A 16,086-nucleotide genomic window follows, 5' to 3' on the forward strand; every position below is an offset into this window, starting at 1 on the left:
CCGCCGCCGGCCATCCTCCTGAAAGGAGCCTTGCATGTCACCGGATATTTTTGACGAACCCGTCGAGCGGCGCGGCACCCGCTCGCTCAAATGGGACTCGGATGCCGCCGAAGGCGTGATCGAGCTCTGGGTGGCCGACATGGACTTCCGGACGGCGCCGGTCGTGCGCCGCGCGATCGAGCGCAGGGCGGCCGACGGGGTTTTCGGCTACGGCATCCCGACCGAGGACTTTTACCGGGCTGTCTGCTCGTGGCAGGAGCGGCGCCACGGCCTGCGCTGCAGCCCTGAGAGCATCATTCCGGTCACCGGCGTTGTGCCCGGGATTTCCGCCGTGCTGCAGGCGCTGCTGCAGCCGGGCGAACAGGTCATCATCCAGACCCCGGCCTACAACTGCTTCTTTTCAAGCATCAGGAACTCCGGGCTCGAGCTTTCGGCCAATGCCCTCAGGCTCGAGGGCGGCCGCTGGAAGATCGACTTCGAGGACCTAGAGCGCCGGGCGGAAGAGCCGCGGGCGAAGGCGCTGCTGCTGTGCAGTCCGCACAACCCCACCGGACGGGTCTGGAGCCGCGGCGAGCTCGAGGCGGCCGCGGCCCTGTGCGAACGCCGCGGGCTCTACCTGATCAGCGACGAGATTCACGAGGAATTCGTCCCCAGGGGCCTTCGGTTCACCCCGGCCGCCGCAGTCTCCGACTGGGCCGCGCAGCACTGCATCACGCTGTCGGCCGCCTCGAAGGCCTTCAATACCGCGGGCCTGCAGGCCGGCTACGTGATCGTCCCGGACCCCGAAGACCGCAGGCGGATCGACCGGCGCATCAACATCAACGAGATCTGCGACGCGAACCCCCTGGGTGTCGAGGCCCTGATCGCCGCCTATTCGAGCGAGGGGGCGGAGTGGCTCGACGCGCTCAACGCCTATATCGCCCGAAACCGCGAGGCGCTCCGCAGCTTTGTGGCCGAGAAGCTGCCCGAATGCACGCTGCCTGAAATGGAAGGCACCTACCTCGCCTGGCTCGACATGAGCGCCTTCGGACAGCCCTCGGAGCAGATCGAGCGCGAGCTGCTTGAAAAGCACCGCGTGCGCATCGCGGCCGGCGCCCACTACGGCGAGACCTCCCCGGGCTGGATCCGCATCAACCTCGCCACCCAGACGAAGAGGCTCCTCGAGGGGCTCGGGCGGATCGCCGCCTGGGCCGCAGAGCGCCGCGGCTCGGCTCTTGAAACCCGCCCCATGAGCCCCCATATCTGATAAAAGAGTATATCTATCGTCAGGCAGCAGGCTTTTTCACTATGGACGAACACGACGAAAATCCGATCAAGGGCATCAACTGGCAGCAGGTCGCCGACCGGGCCATGAAGATCGAATACGACCGCAGGCGCATCAACGCCTGCGGGTGGTTTGCCGCGTTCTTCTTCAACCCGATCCAGCGCAGCCGCGTGGTCGCGGACTGGAAGCTGCTGTGCCAGTGCGTTTCTTTTGCCGAGCAGCTCACCCTGGCCCGCCCGCAGCCCGCGCCCGAGGAGACGCTGGGAGAGCTCTCCGAGGTGGAGGCGGGCCTGGACCGCGTGAAGCGCGCCGGGCCCCAGGTCTTTTCCGAAACGGAGCTTCTCAAGCCGGAAAGCCTCACGCTCGACCTCGAGTCCTACAAAAACCGGCTTCTCGACCACTACAGCCAGAGCGGCATCACCGTGGAGCCCGGGCTCGAAAGCCTGGTGGACACGCTGCCGGCCGAATTCGCCTTCCTTCAGGCTCTGATCGCCCAGGGCAGCGATGACAAGGAGCAGGCCCGCTTCTTCTTCGGGCACCTGCGGCCGCTCGGCTTTGCCTCCGTGAAGGCGCTGTGCCGGAACTCGGAGAGCAGGCCCGTGGAGCGCGTGGCCGGCATGATGAAGCGCTATCTCATCACCGAGGAGGCGCTCTTTAAAAACGGCTACAGCGGCGATCCCGCCTCGACGCGCACGCTTAACTGAGGCCGCAGGCCGCAGGCCGCCTTTGGTTGCCTGCGGCTTCCCGATTTGGTTAAACTTGCGGAATTGTTTTTTTTGCGCAGCGGGCTGCCCGCCCGCTTTCTTCAGATTAAAAAAAAGGCACGTGGAAATGGAAAACACGAGCGAAGACAAGAAGACCCCGGAAGCTGCCGCAGCGCAGCAGAGCGCGCCTGAGGCTGAAAAAGCCCCGGCCGCCGCCAAGGCCGAACCCGCCGCCAAGCCCGCTGAGGGAAAGAAAGAGGAGCCGGCAGCGGCTCCCGCCGAAAAGACGGGCGAGAAAAAACACGAAAGGACGGAAGGCCGCCACGGACACGGCAAGCCCTCCCACGGCCGCAGCAAGCCCCTGCCCCAGGGGGCCCTGCAGGCCGCCTTCAAGAAGTCTTCCGATGACTGGAAGGCTTTCCGCGACGCACAGATCGCAGCCGGCCGTTCCCAGAAGGCTTTCTGGCTCACCGATGACGAAGCCGAGCTCGTGCGCGGCTACATCCACCGGATCCGCAGAATGCCCTCCAAGGAAATCGCCCGCCAGGCCGCGGCCCGCAAGGCCAAGGAAGCCGCCCACAGGTCGGAGGCCAAGGCGCGCAAGCAGGCAGGCGCCGCGGCCGCCCCTGCGGCGAAGGCCGCCCCCGCCGCCCAGCCCGCGCCCAGGCCCGCGGAGGCGAAAAGCCCCGCTCAGGGCGCGGAAGCAAAGGCCTGACACTGACCTGAGAGGCCCCGCCGGGCCCCAGGATCTCCATCCGCCGCCGGATGATTTCTAAGAAATCGCCGGCGGCTTTCTTTTGCCCGAAGCGCCGCCGCCCGGAACCGGGGGGCCGGCGCTGCGCTATCCTTACACGGTTGCCGCTGACCCACAAGGCGCCTTCCGCGCTTTCCGAAATGGATGAAACAATTACCCGAATACTGACGCTGCTCGCCGACTCGCTGCTGCCGATCACGCTGGGCTACTTCCTGCACCGCTGGAACCTGGTCTCGCCGCGGTTCACCCAGGCGCTCATCACCTTCAACGTCCGGGTCATGTTCACCATCCTCGCCTTCATTTCCTTTTGGAAGCTGAAGCTCAGCGCCGAGCTGCTCTGGATCCCGGTGATCGGCCTCGTGATCTCTTTCGCGCCCTACTTCGCCGGGCTTGCCATGAGCCGCGGCCTCAAGGACCGCCCGCGCGAGAGGGGCGCGTTCGTCATGTCGGCCATGCTCGGCAACACCGGCACCCTGGGCGGCCTCGTCTCCTACCTCGTGATCGGTCCCGTCGCCTACGCCTACGTCCAGGTGGTGGCCGTCCTCCAGAACGTCCTTCTCATCCTTTTCTGCTTCCCGGTGTGCCAGAAATTCCACGACCTCGCCGACTCCAGGGGCGCGGTCGTCAAAAAGCGCTCTTTCCGCGAGCTTTTCTTCACCTGGAACCAGATTTCGGTCGTGGGAATGCTGCTGGGCGGGGTGTTCTCCGCCCTTTCCATCCCGCAGCCCGCGGCCTTCGACCAGGCTTTCTCGGCCTTCATCCACCTGTCGTGCTGGATCAACTTCCTGCCCGTGGGGCTGCTGCTCAACTTCGGGGCGGCCGCCCGCTTCATGAAGAAAGTGACGCTGATCATCCCGCTCAAGTTCGTGTTCGTGCCGCTGCTCACCTGGGCGGTGAGCAGCCTCCTCGTCTCCGACCCCACCATCATCCGGACGATGGTGATCGTCGCCTCCACCCCGACGGCGATCAACGCCGTGCTCTCCTGCGCCCTCTACGGGCTCGAGAACAACCTCACCCTCGCCTCCTTCATCGGCACGACGCTCATTTTTGCGCTCGTGCTCTGCCCGCTCTTTTTCATGCTCTGGGCCTAGGAGCCGCCGCCCCCTCCTTTCGGTGAAGCCCTCCTCCGACCGGCCATCCCCTGTTTCTGCAATGCAGGCGTCCCCTGTTTCCGCAATGTCTGCGGAAGCCGGGCCGCCCGTGCGGGTTTAAGCTTTCCGTCCTGTTTTTTCCCATCCACGCAAGCTGCTGAAGGCCGGAATAGCCCGACCTGCCTTTGAGAAAATGGACGATTCACAACTTCGGGTGGTGCTCCTGCTGGTCGACCTCATCGGCCCGATCACGCTAGGCTACATCCTTAAAGTCAAAAACCTGGTCCGTCCGGCTTTTACGGACTTCATGATCAAATTCAACGTGCGCGGGCTCTTCACGGTCCTCGCGTTCGTTTCGTTCTGGAAGCTCAAGTTCACCTCCGAGGTGGCGCTCATCCCGCTGCTGGGGCTGCTGATCCTTTTTCTGCCCTACTTCATCGGCATGGCGATCACGCGCCGGGTCGCGGATCCCCTGGAGCGCGGGGCGCTCGTCGTCTCCTCGATGCTCGGCAACACGAGCACGCTGGGCGGCCTCATCTGCTTTCTGATCCTGGGGGCCACCTCCTATGCCTACGTGCAGGTGATCGGCGTGCTGCAGAGCCTCGTGCTGATCCTGTTCTGCTTCCCGATGTGCCAGAAGTTCCGCGACATGGCCCAGACGAACAGGGGCCTCACGCACAAGCGCTCGATCAAGGAGCTGCTGTTCACCTGGAACCAGGTCTCGATCCTCGGCATGCTGGCCGGCGCCGCCCTCTCGCTCAAGGGCGTCCCGCAGCCCGCCTTCTTCGACCCGATCTTCGCCGCCCTCGTGCATGTGTCGGCCTGGATCCAGCTGCTCCCGGTGGGGCTCATGCTCAACATCACCGCGGCCCGCCGCGCGATGAACAAAAACGTGCTCATGATCCTGCCGGTGAAGTTCATCGTGCTGCCGGCCATCATCTGGGGCCTGAGCCGGCTGCTGTTCAGCGACCACACCATCACCTCGACCCTGGTGATCCAGGCCGCCTGCCCGGTGGCGATCAACACGGTGTTCTGCTGCGCGATCTACGGCCTTAAAACCGACATCGCGATGGCGGCCTTCGCCCTCTCGACCCTGGTTTTCATGGTGACGCTCTGCCCGCTTTTCTTCGCGCTTCTCTAAGCCGCCTTCAGGCCGGAGGCCTCCGGAGGATCTCCTCCGCGCTCAGCCTTCCGGCCTCTTTTTAAGGGGCCCTGGAAGGCCGCAGACCGCCCCCGGGCCGCCCCGCCTGCCTTTCCTCGCAAAAAAGAAAACTCGCGTCCGGGCCGCAAGTTCAGCAAAGCCGGCAACTTCAGACAAAAAAACAGCTCCTGCGGGTCCGGCGAAAAAAGCAGCGCGGTCCGGCCGCTGCTTTTGCTCCGGCCTGACCCGGAGGAGCTGCAGTTCAGGCGCTCGGAGAGACCCGCCGGAACAGCCTGCGGGCCGCTCTTTCGGGCTTCAGTTGAACTTCTTCATCTGCCGCAGCGTGTGGAAGGCCGCCTTCATGTCCGTCTTCACGAGCTGCTTCTTCTTTTCAAGCAGATTCCGGTAAAGCTTCGTGTTCTCGGGGTTCGGTGCATACTCGGCGTCCTTCGTGATCGTCTTTTCAAGGGCGGGCCGCACCTCCTTCACGTCCCCGGCGGCAAGGGCCGCGAAAACGCAGTCCGTCACCACGGCGCCGCCCGCGGTGCGGTAGCGCACGACGTCCGAGGAGAGCATGTCGGCCTTGATCTGATTCCAGAGCGAATCGCGCGAGCCGCCCTCGGTCACGGTGAGGCGGCGCAGCGGCACGCCGGCGGCGCGGTAGGTGTCGGTGATCTCCATATAGTCGTAGCCGATCGCTTCGAGCACGGAGCGCCACATCACGCCCTGGTTGTCGTCGAGCGTGAGGTTGAGGAAGCACCCGCTCGCCTCGTCTTCTTCGCCCATGCCCCCGGTGAGGTAGGGCAGGAACAGGACCCCGTTGCAGCCCGCGGGCACCTCGGAGGCCATCTCGGAGAGGCGCGTGTAGTACTTCGGATCGTCGTTTTTCAGGGCGACGCTGTCCTTGAACCAGCGCAGTGCGAGTCCCCCGGTGCGGATGTACCCCCAGTAGAAATAGGTGTCCGGCAGCGACCCCGAATTGAAAATCAGCCCGGAGCCGGGACGGGAGAGCTCGGGCACGATCCCGTCGGTCGCCACGCAGAACATCGCGCAGGTGCCCGCAACGTCGACGCCCTGGCCGGGCTCGAAAACGCCGCAACCGAGCATCGACTGCATCGTGTCGCCGGCGCCGGCGCACACGGGCGTGCCCTCGGCAAAGCCCGTGGCGGCGGCGCACTCGGGCGAGAGGCCGCCCACGATGTCCCAGGGCTTGAGGATGCGCGGCATGTACTTGCGGTCAATGCCGAGGATGCGCAGCTGCTCGTCGCTCCACTGCTTGTCCATCACCCGGTAGCCGAGCCCCCAGCCCGACATCGCGCCCCAGTCGATGAAGGCGTCGCGGCCCTTGAGGCCGGCCAGGTGCATGAGCACGTAGGGCGCGTTGTGCACGAACTTCACGCCGCGGTTGCGGAAGGCCTCGGAATTCTTGAGGAACCAGCGCGCGAAGAGAGCCGGGAACATGCAGTTTGCCTCGGGGTTGCCCGTTTCGCGCCCCCAGATGTCGAGGCCTTTCGCGTTGATCGCCTCCGCGTCCTCGCGGGTGCGCGAGTCGAGGTAGTTCACATAGGGAGTGACCGCATTGCCGTCCTCGTCGACGCCGGTGATCCCGCAGATGACCCCGTCGCCCATGATCGCGGCGACATCGGCCGGATCGTAGCCCTTGCTGCGGATCTCGCGGGCGCACTGCTTCATGCACTCGACCGTGTTGTTGAAATACTCGTTCGGGTCCATCTGCACCCAGCCGGGGTTGGGGTAACCGAGGGTGGTCGGCTTGCTGCAGGAGGCAATGCATTTCCAGGCGGCGTCGTACACGGCGACCTTGACGCTCTGCGTGCCCGCATCAAAACCCAGGTAAAGCTTTCCCATTTCTCCATTCCTTTTCCCCCGCGCTCGTGTGCGGGAGGCTGAAATCAAAGACGATGGGCTATTTTACCTAGGCCGATGAAGATAAGTGAAAAGCGGCCCGCGGCACCCGCCTTTTCCCGGGAGCCCGGACGTGCGATTCCCGGCTGCGGCTGGGCTAGAATCCCTCCTGTTTCTGGCGGTCTTTCTCCCACTGTCGGAGCTTTTTGTCATGACCTTGTCGACGGCTGTCTCGATCTACATCAAGTTTTTCTTCATCTTCACGCCGTTTTTCATTCTGGCCGTTTTCCTCGCCCTCACGGAAAAGGTGGACTCGCGCAAGCAGCGGGCGCTAGCCGCCCGGGTGACGCTGGGCATCGTGCTGATCTCCGTGATCCTTTTCCTCTTCGGCTCGGAAATCTTCGGGCTGTTCGGCATCACGGTCGATTCCTTCCGAATCGGCGCGGGGGCCCTGCTTTTCCTGTCCGCGGTCTCGCTCACGCAGGGCAAATTTTCCCTGCCGGAGACCGACCGCTCGCTCATGGACCTCGCCATCGTGCCGCTGGCCATCCCGATCACGATCGGCCCGGGCAGCGTGGGCGCGCTCATCATTGCCGCGGCCGAGGCCGACTCCTGGCTGCTCAAGATCGAAACGCTGGTGCCGATCATCCTCGCCTGCCTCACGATCGGCGTCATGCTCTATGCGGCCGACCGCGTGAAGCAGGTGATCGGCAGCAACGGCATCGCGATGCTCTCGAAAATCACGGGGCTCGTGCTCGCCGCTCTTTCCTGCCAGCTGATGTTCACCGGCATCGCCGCCTTTCTTAAGTGACCCGCCTGACAATTGAGCGCGCTTGAGTACAATTGAATCAAGTGTTTCCCTTCGACGGGTGCCCCTCCGCCCCAGCTGCCCGGCAGTGGCGCCTTCCTTTTTTAGTGGTGCCCGAATGCCTGATACCGATGCCAAGACGAAGCCCCAGGTCGTGCTCCTGCCCGAACTGCTTGAGGCTTTCTGGAAAGCCCCTTCCGTCATCAGGGACGATCTCTATAAATTCATCACCCGGTTCCGGCTTGATCCCCTCGACAAGGCCCTCAAGCCCCGGCGCGAGCCCGGAGCGCCGGAGAATTTCCGGATCTATGAGGTGAACAGCGCCTGGAGCGCCGTGGCCGCCTTCCCGGAGCCTGAGCTTGCGGTACTGCTCACCGCGAACTGGAGCAAGTCTGCGCTCGAATGGGCGCGCAGCCACAACCTGAAGCGCGAGCCCACGGCCTCAGGCTCTCTGCTGTTCAGGCTGGTGGCCGGGGAAACGGAAAAATCCGTAGAGGCGCCGCCGCCCCCCAGGCCCCTTTTCGAAGACATTCCGGACGAGGAGCTGCTCGCGATCGGGCTCGGAAAGGAGAATCTCCCGCTCGTGCGCTCCTTCACCTCCCGCTCTTCCTTTGAAAACGCCCGCAGCGCCATCCCCCCCGAGGCCTTCGAGTCGCTCGCCTGGTTCATGAACGGGGCGGCCTGGACGGCCGTGAAGCGCGAGCATGCAAAGTTGCACCACACCGCGCAGTCCCAGATGGACAAGATGAGGCTCTACCTCAACCCCGAGCAGGAAAAGATCGTGCGCGGTCCCTGGAAGCACGCGGTCCTGGTGCAGGGCGGGGCCGGCACCGGCAAGTCCGTGGTGGCCATGCACCGCGCCAAGTACCTGGTCGAGCTGCCCGACTGGCAGCCAGGCGACCGGCTCCTCTTTGTCACCGCCACCAAAAACCTCGCGGTCGACATCAAGGAGCAGCTCCAGAGGCTCGTGCGCGCCGACCGGATCGGCCAGATCGAGGTGACCAACCTGGACGGCTGGGTCACTTCCTTCCTGCGCAGAAACGGCTACAAGCCGGCCATCCTCTATCCGCGCAACCCCCTCTACGACGCGATCTGGAAGAACACGACCGCCACGATGCCCGAAGGCTGCACGGCGGCCGAAGCCCGCGAGGAATTCGAAAAGCACGTCCTGCCCAACAACATCCGCCTGCTCAAATCTTATCTCGCCTCCCGCGACAGCCGGCTGCCCGAGGACAAGCGCCGGACGCTCTGGCCCGTCTTCGAGGCTTTCCGCAGGGAGCTCTTCGCCCGCGGCCGCGTGGCGGCCCCCGACGCCTACTACGCCGCGATCGGCCTGCTCGCCACGGGCGCCGAGGAGGGCATGAAGCCTCTGTACCGCGCGGTGGTTGCCGACGAAATCCAGGACTTCGGCCCGGAGGCGCTGAAACTCCTTCGCGCGCTCGCCCCGGATCACGACAGGCACCCGGAGCTGCGGGACCAGGAAGGCGACCTCTTCCTCGTGGGCGACATCCGCGAGCGCATCTACGGCGGAGACGTGTCCTTCAAGAACTGCGGCATCAACATCAAGGGCGCCCGCTCGCTGCGGCTCACCGTCTGCTACAGGACGACGGCGGAAATCTCCGCGGCCGCCAACTTCACCCTGACGGGGAAAAATGAGGAAGAGCCGGCCGGGACGGCCGGAACCCTGCGGCACGGACCTGAACCTGCGCTCTACGTCGGGCGGGAGTTCGACGACGAGGTCTCCTGGATCGTGCGTCAGATCCACGCGCTCCTTGAGGAGGAAAAGGACATGCCGCTCTCCTCCATTGTCATCGCGGCCCGCACGGACAGCCTCCTTGACGACTACCAGAGGGCGCTGTCGCAGCGCGGCATCAGGACGCTTCAGATCTCCCGCAACGTGCCCGACGACCCGAACGCCGCGGGCGTGCGAAGCGCGACCCTGCACAGGCTGAAGGGGCTCGAGTTCCGCGCGGTCTTCATCGCCGGGGCGGACGACGGCAACATTCCCGACGCGCAGACGCTCAACGAAGCCGCCACCCCCGAGGAGCGCAGCGAGGCAGAGCTGGCCGAGCGCACGCTGTTTCATGTGGCGCTCACGCGCGCCGTCGACCGGCTCTACGTCTCCTGCAGCGACACCCCGGGCGAATACCTGAAGCGGCTGCTCGACTATGAAAAGGAAAAATCACGCCGGGCCTCCGGCGGACAGTGAGCCCGGGCGCCCCGGGAGCCCCCGCGGAATCCCGCAAAGGCGGGAGCCGGGGGCCCTGCGGATCCCTCTGGTTGATCTTTGTCAAGCAACGCGCCCCTGTGCGGCAGACAAGAGGCGCGTGAGAATGTAAGTTACAAAAATGCCTTGAGACAGGGGCAGTACCCCGGAAGTCGTCTTGTGGCCGTGTCAGCTTTCCGCGGCCAGTCGAAACAGGCATGTCGTCCCAACTCCTCCGCAGGCCACAATTCCCCTGCGGCGGCTTTAATAAGAAGGCAGGAATGAAGCAAGTATTTATCGACGGCAGCGCCGGCACGACCGGGCTGCGCATACAAGAACGGCTCGCGGGCCGCACCGATCTCGACGTGAGGACGCTTCCGGAAGCGCTCCGAAAAGACCCTGATGCGAGGCGCGAGGCCCTAAACGCGGCCGATGCCGCAATTCTGTGCCTGCCCGATGAAGCGGCACGCGAATCAGTCTCCCTCATCACCAATCCGAACACCGTCGTGCTCGACGCGAGCACAGCCCACAGGACGGCTCCCGGCTGGGCCTACGGCTTTCCGGAGCTTTCCCCGGAATTCGAGCGGCGCGTCCGCACGGGCCGCAGAATCGCGGTTCCGGGCTGCCATGCGAGCGGCTTCATCGCGCTCACCGAGCCCCTGACGGCCGCGGGGCTTCTGCCCCGCAGCGCGCGCCTGTCGTGCTATTCGCTCACGGGCTATTCGGGAGGCGGCCGCAAAATGATCGCCCAGTACGAGTCCAGCCCGCGAAGCCCCCTGCTTGACTCGCCGCGCATCTACGCGCTCGGCCAGCACCACAAGCACCTTCCGGAAATGCAGGCGTACTCCGGCCTGGACAGCGCGCCGGTCTTTCTTCCGGTCGTGGGCGACTTCTACTCGGGCATGCTCGTCACCGTGCCACTCACCGCGGCTGACCTCGCGCCCGGACGCAGCCTCGAGGATGTGCGCCTGGCCTACCGGCAGGCCTACCAGGGCCCCGTGGTCCGATACGTTGAAGCGCCCGACGAGGCCGGGTTCATGGCCGCGTCCGCGCTCTCGGGATTCGACTCCATGCAGGTAAGCGTCTTCGGCTGCGAGGAGCGCTTCGTGCTCGCGGCCCGCTACGACAACCTCGGCAAGGGAGCCTCCGGGGCCGCCATCGAGTGCCTCAACCTCGTGCTGGGCGAAGACCCGGTGCGAGGCCTGAGGCTCGCAGACTAAAAGACCGCGGGGGACAACAGCAGGCGCGCGAGGACCGCGCCTCAGCCCCCGCCCCCATTCCGAACCAACACTGAGTGAAGGCCGCAGAGACTGCTCTCTGCGGCCCGGAGAACAACACCATGAAGATCATCAGCGGCGGCGTATGCGCCCCCAAGGGCTTCCGCGCAAACGGCATCCACTGCGGCATCCGCAGGAACAAGTCGAAGCGCGACCTCTCATTGATCGTGAGCGAGGCGCCCTGCGCGGGCGCCGCGGTCTACACGCGCAACAAGGTGAAGGGCGCGCCCCTTCTCGTCACCCGCAAGCATCTTGAGGACGGCCGGGCGCAGGCCGTCATCGTAAACAGCGGCAACGCCAACACCTGCAACGCCGACGGCGTCGAGGTGGCGGAGAAAATCGCCTCGTTCGCGGGCCGGGCGCTCGGCCTCGCCCCGAACGACGTTCTCGTCGCCTCCACGGGCGTGATCGGCCAGAGGCTCGACCCCGCCCCGATCGAGCAGGGCCTGCCCTCGCTCGTCGCGGGGCTCGGAGCCGACGAGGAAGCCTCGGTGCGCGCGGCCGAAGGCATCATGACGACCGACACGGTCCGAAAGGAAGCGGCGGTCGAGTTCACCGCAGGCGGCCGCACCTGCCGCATGGGCGCGATCGGCAAGGGCTCCGGAATGATCCACCCCGACCTCGCCACGATGCTCGTCTTCATCACGACAGACTGCGCGATTTCCCCCGCGATGCTGCAGAAGGCGCTTTCGCACGACGTGCAGAAAACCTTCAACATGACCTCGGTGGACGGCGACACCTCCACGAACGACAACGTGGTGCTGCTCGCAAACGGCCTGGCCGGCAACCCCGAGATCACGGCCGAAGGCGAGGACTTCACCGCCTTCATGCAGGCGCTCAACACGATCACGGTTTCGATCTGCCGGAAGATCGCGGGCGATGGCGAAGGCGCCACGAAGATGCTCGAATGCCGCGTCTCGCACGCGAAGACCGAACGCGACGCCCGCATCTGCGCGAAGTCCGTCATCACCTCCTCGCTCGTGAAGACCGCGATGTTCGGCTCCGACGCCAACTGGGGCCGCGTGCTCTGCGCGATCGGCTACAGCGGGGCCGACGTCGACGTGAACAAGGTCGAGCTTTCCTTCCGCTCAAAGGCCGGAGAAGTTCTCGTCTGCCGCGACGGCGCCGGGGTCGACTTCTCGGAGGAAACCGCCAAGAAGGTGCTCCTTGAAAAGGAAATCGACATCCTGATCGACCTGCACGACGGCGAGGCCGGCGCGACCGCCTGGGGCTGCGACCTCACCTACGACTATGTGAAGATCAACGGCGATTACCGCACATGAGCCGCACGGACAGAGGACAGACAGCAATGAACGCGATATTTTCGAATACGGACCGGGCCGAGGTCCTCACGCAGGCCCTGCCCTACATCAAGAAGTTCAACGGCAAGACGATCGTCATCAAGTACGGCGGCAACGCGATGCTCACCGAGGAGCTGCAGCACCAGGTGATGCAGGACGTCGTGCTGCTGCACCTGGTCGGCATCAAGGTCGTGCTGGTGCACGGCGGCGGCCCCGAGATCACCGGCATGCTCAAGCGCCTCGGCAAGGAGTCGCAGTTCGTGAACGGGCTGAGGGTTACCGACCGCGAGACGGTCGAAATCGCCCAGATGGTGCTCGCCGGCAAGATCAACAAGAACCTCGTGTCGTTCCTGGAGGCGCTCGGGGGCGACGCGATCGGGCTGTCGGGCATGGACGGCCGGATGCTGATGGCAAAGGTGAAGGACGAGTCGCTCGGGTACGTGGGCGAAATCACCAAGGTGAACCCGGGCCCCATCATCGACATCATGCAGAAGGGCTACATTCCGGTCGTCTCCTCGCTCGGGTGCGACAAGGAGGGCAACGTCTACAACATCAATGCGGACACGGCCGCCTCCAAGATCGCCTCGGCGCTGCACGCCCAACGCCTGATCCTGATGACGAACATCCCGGGGCTGCTGCGCGACAAGGACGACCCCTCCTCGCTCATTCCCCAGCTGGATCTCGAAGAGACCGAATGCCTCATCAAGACAGGGATTATTTCCGGAGGAATGATCCCGAAGATCGAGTGCTGCATCAGCGCGCTCAAGAACAATGTCTCCAAGGCGATCATTATGGACGGGAGGATTCCCCACTCGGTGCTGATCGAGCTCTTTACGGACTCCGGCGCCGGCACCATGATCACAAAGAAGAAAAAGGCCCCCAAGGCCTCCGCCCAGAAAGGAAACGAACACCATGACTAAAAAGAACACGAAAAAGCTTGACCAGCAGTACATCGCGCACACCTACTCGCGCTATCCCGTTGAGATCGTCGACGGGAAGGGCGCCGAACTCGTGGGCGCGGACGGCCGCCGCTACATCGACCTCGGCTCCGGGATCGGCGTGAACATCTACGGCCAGAAGGACAAGAAATGGGTGAAGGCCGTGACCGAGCAGCTGCACAGCTTCCAGCACACCTCGAACCTTTACTACAGCGCCCCTGATGCGCGGCTTGCCGAGCTGATCTGCAAAAAGACGGGCCTGAAGCGCGTCTTCTTCTGCAATTCCGGCGCCGAGGCCAACGAGTGCGCGATCAAGGCCGCCCGCGCCTACGCCGCGAAGCGCCGCGGCCGCGACTGCTACACGATCGTGACGCTGAAGGACTCTTTCCACGGCCGCACGCTCACGACGCTTGCCGCGACCGGCCAGGACATGTTCCACAAGGACTTCACGCCGCTCACCCCGGGGTTTGAATACGCCGAGCCCGACAACCTGAAGGACGTCGAGCGGATCTGCCGCGAAAAGAAGGTCGCGGGCATCCTGATCGAATGCGTCCAGGGCGAGGGCGGCGTGCGCGCGCTCTCCAAGGCCTTCGTTCAGGGCGTGGCGAAGCTCTGCAAGGAAAAGGACATCGTCTTCATGACCGATGAGGTGCAGTGCGGCAACGGCCGCACCGGCCGCCTCTACGCCTATGAGAACTACGGGGTGCTGCCCGATGTGGTCACCACCGCCAAGGGCCTGGGCGGCGGGCTGCCGATCGGGGCGACGTTCCTCGGCGAGCGCGTGAAGGACGTCTTCACGCCCGGCATGAACGGCTCGACCTTCGGCGGGAACCCGGTGGTGTGCGCCGGCGCGATCAGCATCCTCAAGCGGCTTAACGACAAGCTGCTCTCAGAGGTCGCCCGCAAGGGCGAGTACATCCGCAGCAGGCTTGAAGGGCAGCCCGGCATCGAGCGCGTGACGGGCCTCGGGCTCATGCTCGGCGTGAAGACGAGGAAAAACGAAAATGAGGTCGTCGCCGAGATGATGAAGCACGGCGTGCTGGCCCTCACCGCCCACGGCGGAATGGTGCGGCTGCTGCCGCCGCTCACGATCACCGACCGGCAGCTTAAAAAAGCGGTCGACGTGCTGCTGAAGGCCGCGGCCTGAAAGCCCGTCCCCGTGTGAAGAACCGCGCCTGCAGAAGCTTGATTTTCTGCAGGCGCGTTTTTTTGGGCCTGACTGTTCATCTGAGGGGCGGCGCCTAGAAGGCGCTTCCCTTGAGCGCCGGCCTGTGAAGCGGCTCAGGACGACTTTTTCCCAGCCGGGGTTTTGCTTTTCCTTCGCCTTTTGGGAGCATGGGACGCACCGCTCTTTCCTTCATCGCGGTCCTCCCGCACCGCCCGGTCGAAGTCCTGCAGCACGCCTTCAAGCTCGGCAAACCTCCGGCGCGCCTCAGGGGGCATCGAGTCCCTGCGGGCCGCAGCTGCCGGAGCTTCCTCCACGGAAACGGGCTTTGCATCCGGCATCGGCTTTTCGCCGAAGCCCGAAAGGCTGCCGAAACTCTCAGCGGCCCGGTCCAGGAGCGAGGCGAGCGCTTTGGGCCTGGTTCTTCGAGGCATTCTCTGATGTTTCCTTAACGGCGGCCCTTCCCTCGTCCTCTCAAGGGAAAAGCCATCTATATGACCGGGGCCTCCGATTCGATCCGCCCTAGGAGGCCTTCAAACGGCACGCGGGGCAGACGTTCCGGAAAGAGGGCCTGCGCCCCCCGAGGGATCAGAACCCGGGCGCCTTTAAACGGCTGGAAAAGCGGGGCCGGCCCGGGCTGGAGGAGTCAGAAAGCCCGCGGCCTGATCACGCCGGAATCAGGCCGCGGGCGGGGGCCGCCCCGCGCCCGACTGAGATCAGAAGGCCGGAACCACGGCGCCCTTCAGATTGTCCTCGATGTATTTCTTCACCTCGGGAGACTGCAGCGCCCGCACGAGCTTTTGCAGCTCGGGCCGGTTTTCATCGCCCTGGCGGACGACGACGTAGTTCGCATAGGGCGAATCCTTCTCAATGAAGAGCGAGTCCTTGACCGGATTCAGGTTCACCGTGAGTGCGAAGTTCGAATTGATCACGGCAAAATCCACGTCCTTCAGGCTGCGGGGCACCTGCGCGGCCTCAAGCTCCTGCAGCTTGATCGAATGCGGATTCTCAACGATGTCGGCCGGAGTCGAGGCGATCGAGCCCCCGTTCTTCAGCTTCAGCACGCCCGCGGACTGCAGAAGCAGAAGCGCCCTGCCGCCGTTGGTCGGGTCGTTCGGGATCGCGATCTTCGCTCCCTTCGGGATCGACTTCAGATCCTTGGACTTGCCGCCGTAAATGCCCATCGGCTCGATGTGGATGGGGGCAAGCGCCGCGAGGTGCGTCTTGTGATTTTTCTGGAAGTCATCCAGGTAGGGCTTGTGCTGGAAGAAATTCGCGTCCAGGTCCTTGGACTCGAGGGCCATGTTGGGCTGCACGTAGTCGTTGAACTCGACGATCTGAAGCTTGACGCCCTGCTTCTCAAGCAGCGGGGCGGCCACTTTGAGCAGGTCGCCGTGCGGAACCGGCGTCGCGCCCACCTTGATCGTCACCGTGCCGGCGGCTGCGACGGCGCCCGAGGAGGCAGCGGCCGACGCTGCGTCCGAACCGCCCTTTTTGCCGCAGGCGGAAAGCACTGCCGCGAACGCCGCTGCGGCGGCCGCGCTGAATAACTGACGTCTTTGCATCTCTAGATC

General features: G+C 64.7%; 14 protein-coding genes. 11 read left to right on the forward strand and 3 right to left on the reverse strand.

Translation table 11 applies throughout. The features are described from left to right. Window positions 1-34: 34 nt before the first annotated feature. From MUN46_RS07730 to MUN46_RS07750, 5 genes are all read left to right on the forward strand, one after another. Entirely contained in the window at window positions 35-1,246 is a 1,212-nt protein-coding gene (locus MUN46_RS07730; protein WP_243376619.1) for a MalY/PatB family protein, read from the forward strand. 41 nt (window positions 1,247-1,287) lie between these two features. Then, window positions 1,288-1,968, forward strand: coding sequence for a hypothetical protein (locus tag MUN46_RS07735; RefSeq protein ID WP_243376618.1), 681 nt, complete (start codon window positions 1,288-1,290; stop codon window positions 1,966-1,968). Window positions 1,969-2,095: 127 nt separating this feature from the next. After that, entirely contained in the window at window positions 2,096-2,683 is a 588-nt protein-coding gene (locus tag MUN46_RS07740) for a hypothetical protein (protein ID WP_243376617.1), read from the forward strand. Between the two features lie 179 nt (window positions 2,684-2,862). Further along, the gene (locus tag MUN46_RS07745) at window positions 2,863-3,813 is read left to right on the forward strand and encodes an AEC family transporter (protein WP_243376616.1); all 951 of its coding nucleotides are present in this window, start codon (window positions 2,863-2,865) and stop codon (window positions 3,811-3,813) included. A 193-nt stretch (window positions 3,814-4,006) separates the two neighbouring features. Then, complete coding sequence (locus tag MUN46_RS07750) at window positions 4,007-4,954, forward strand: AEC family transporter (protein WP_243376615.1); 948 nt, start codon at window positions 4,007-4,009, stop codon at window positions 4,952-4,954. Between the two features lie 315 nt (window positions 4,955-5,269). Here MUN46_RS07750 and MUN46_RS07755 read toward each other — a convergent pair whose 3' ends face one another. Then, complete coding sequence (locus MUN46_RS07755; protein ID WP_243376614.1) at window positions 5,270-6,820, reverse strand: FGGY-family carbohydrate kinase; 1,551 nt, start codon at window positions 6,818-6,820, stop codon at window positions 5,270-5,272. A gap of 208 nt (window positions 6,821-7,028) precedes the next feature. On the opposite strand from MUN46_RS07755, the gene MUN46_RS07760 reads away from it, so the two are divergent. The 6 genes from MUN46_RS07760 to MUN46_RS07785 all read left to right on the forward strand — a co-directional run bounded on the left by MUN46_RS07760 (window position 7,029) and on the right by MUN46_RS07785 (window position 14,494). Continuing rightward, the gene (locus MUN46_RS07760) at window positions 7,029-7,628 is read left to right on the forward strand and encodes a MarC family protein (RefSeq protein WP_243376613.1); all 600 of its coding nucleotides are present in this window, start codon (window positions 7,029-7,031) and stop codon (window positions 7,626-7,628) included. A 115-nt stretch (window positions 7,629-7,743) separates the two neighbouring features. After that, window positions 7,744-9,834: a 3'-5' exonuclease gene (locus tag MUN46_RS07765; protein WP_243376612.1), complete on the forward strand. Its 2,091-nt coding sequence runs from the start codon at window positions 7,744-7,746 to the stop codon at window positions 9,832-9,834. Between the two features lie 278 nt (window positions 9,835-10,112). Further along, window positions 10,113-11,051 carry an N-acetyl-gamma-glutamyl-phosphate reductase gene (gene argC, locus MUN46_RS07770; protein ID WP_243376611.1) on the forward strand — a complete coding sequence of 313 codons (939 nt, stop codon included), beginning with the start codon at window positions 10,113-10,115 and terminating at the stop codon, window positions 11,049-11,051. A gap of 119 nt (window positions 11,052-11,170) precedes the next feature. Beyond that, window positions 11,171-12,391: a bifunctional glutamate N-acetyltransferase/amino-acid acetyltransferase ArgJ gene (gene argJ, locus MUN46_RS07775; RefSeq protein ID WP_243376610.1), complete on the forward strand. Its 1,221-nt coding sequence runs from the start codon at window positions 11,171-11,173 to the stop codon at window positions 12,389-12,391. Window positions 12,392-12,417: 26 nt separating this feature from the next. After that, window positions 12,418-13,329, forward strand: coding sequence for an acetylglutamate kinase (gene argB / locus MUN46_RS07780; RefSeq protein WP_243376609.1), 912 nt, complete (start codon window positions 12,418-12,420; stop codon window positions 13,327-13,329). Then, complete coding sequence (locus MUN46_RS07785) at window positions 13,322-14,494, forward strand: acetylornithine/succinylornithine family transaminase (protein ID WP_243376608.1); 1,173 nt, start codon at window positions 13,322-13,324, stop codon at window positions 14,492-14,494. The genes argB and MUN46_RS07785 overlap by 8 nt, the downstream gene beginning before the upstream one ends. A gap of 134 nt (window positions 14,495-14,628) precedes the next feature. On the opposite strand, the gene MUN46_RS07790 is transcribed toward MUN46_RS07785, so the two are convergent. Together MUN46_RS07790 and MUN46_RS07795 are read right to left on the reverse strand one after the other, a co-directional pair. Then, complete coding sequence (locus tag MUN46_RS07790) at window positions 14,629-14,946, reverse strand: hypothetical protein (protein WP_243376607.1); 318 nt, start codon at window positions 14,944-14,946, stop codon at window positions 14,629-14,631. Window positions 14,947-15,228: 282 nt separating this feature from the next. Further along, on the reverse strand, window positions 15,229-16,077 hold the full coding sequence (locus MUN46_RS07795) for a MetQ/NlpA family ABC transporter substrate-binding protein (RefSeq protein ID WP_243376606.1): 849 nt from the start codon (window positions 16,075-16,077) through the stop codon (window positions 15,229-15,231). Window positions 16,078-16,086 lie beyond the last annotated feature (9 nt).

The organism is Mesosutterella faecium (genome assembly GCF_022809315.2).
In the GTDB taxonomy this organism is placed as follows: domain Bacteria; phylum Pseudomonadota; class Gammaproteobacteria; order Burkholderiales; family Burkholderiaceae_F; genus Mesosutterella; species Mesosutterella faecium.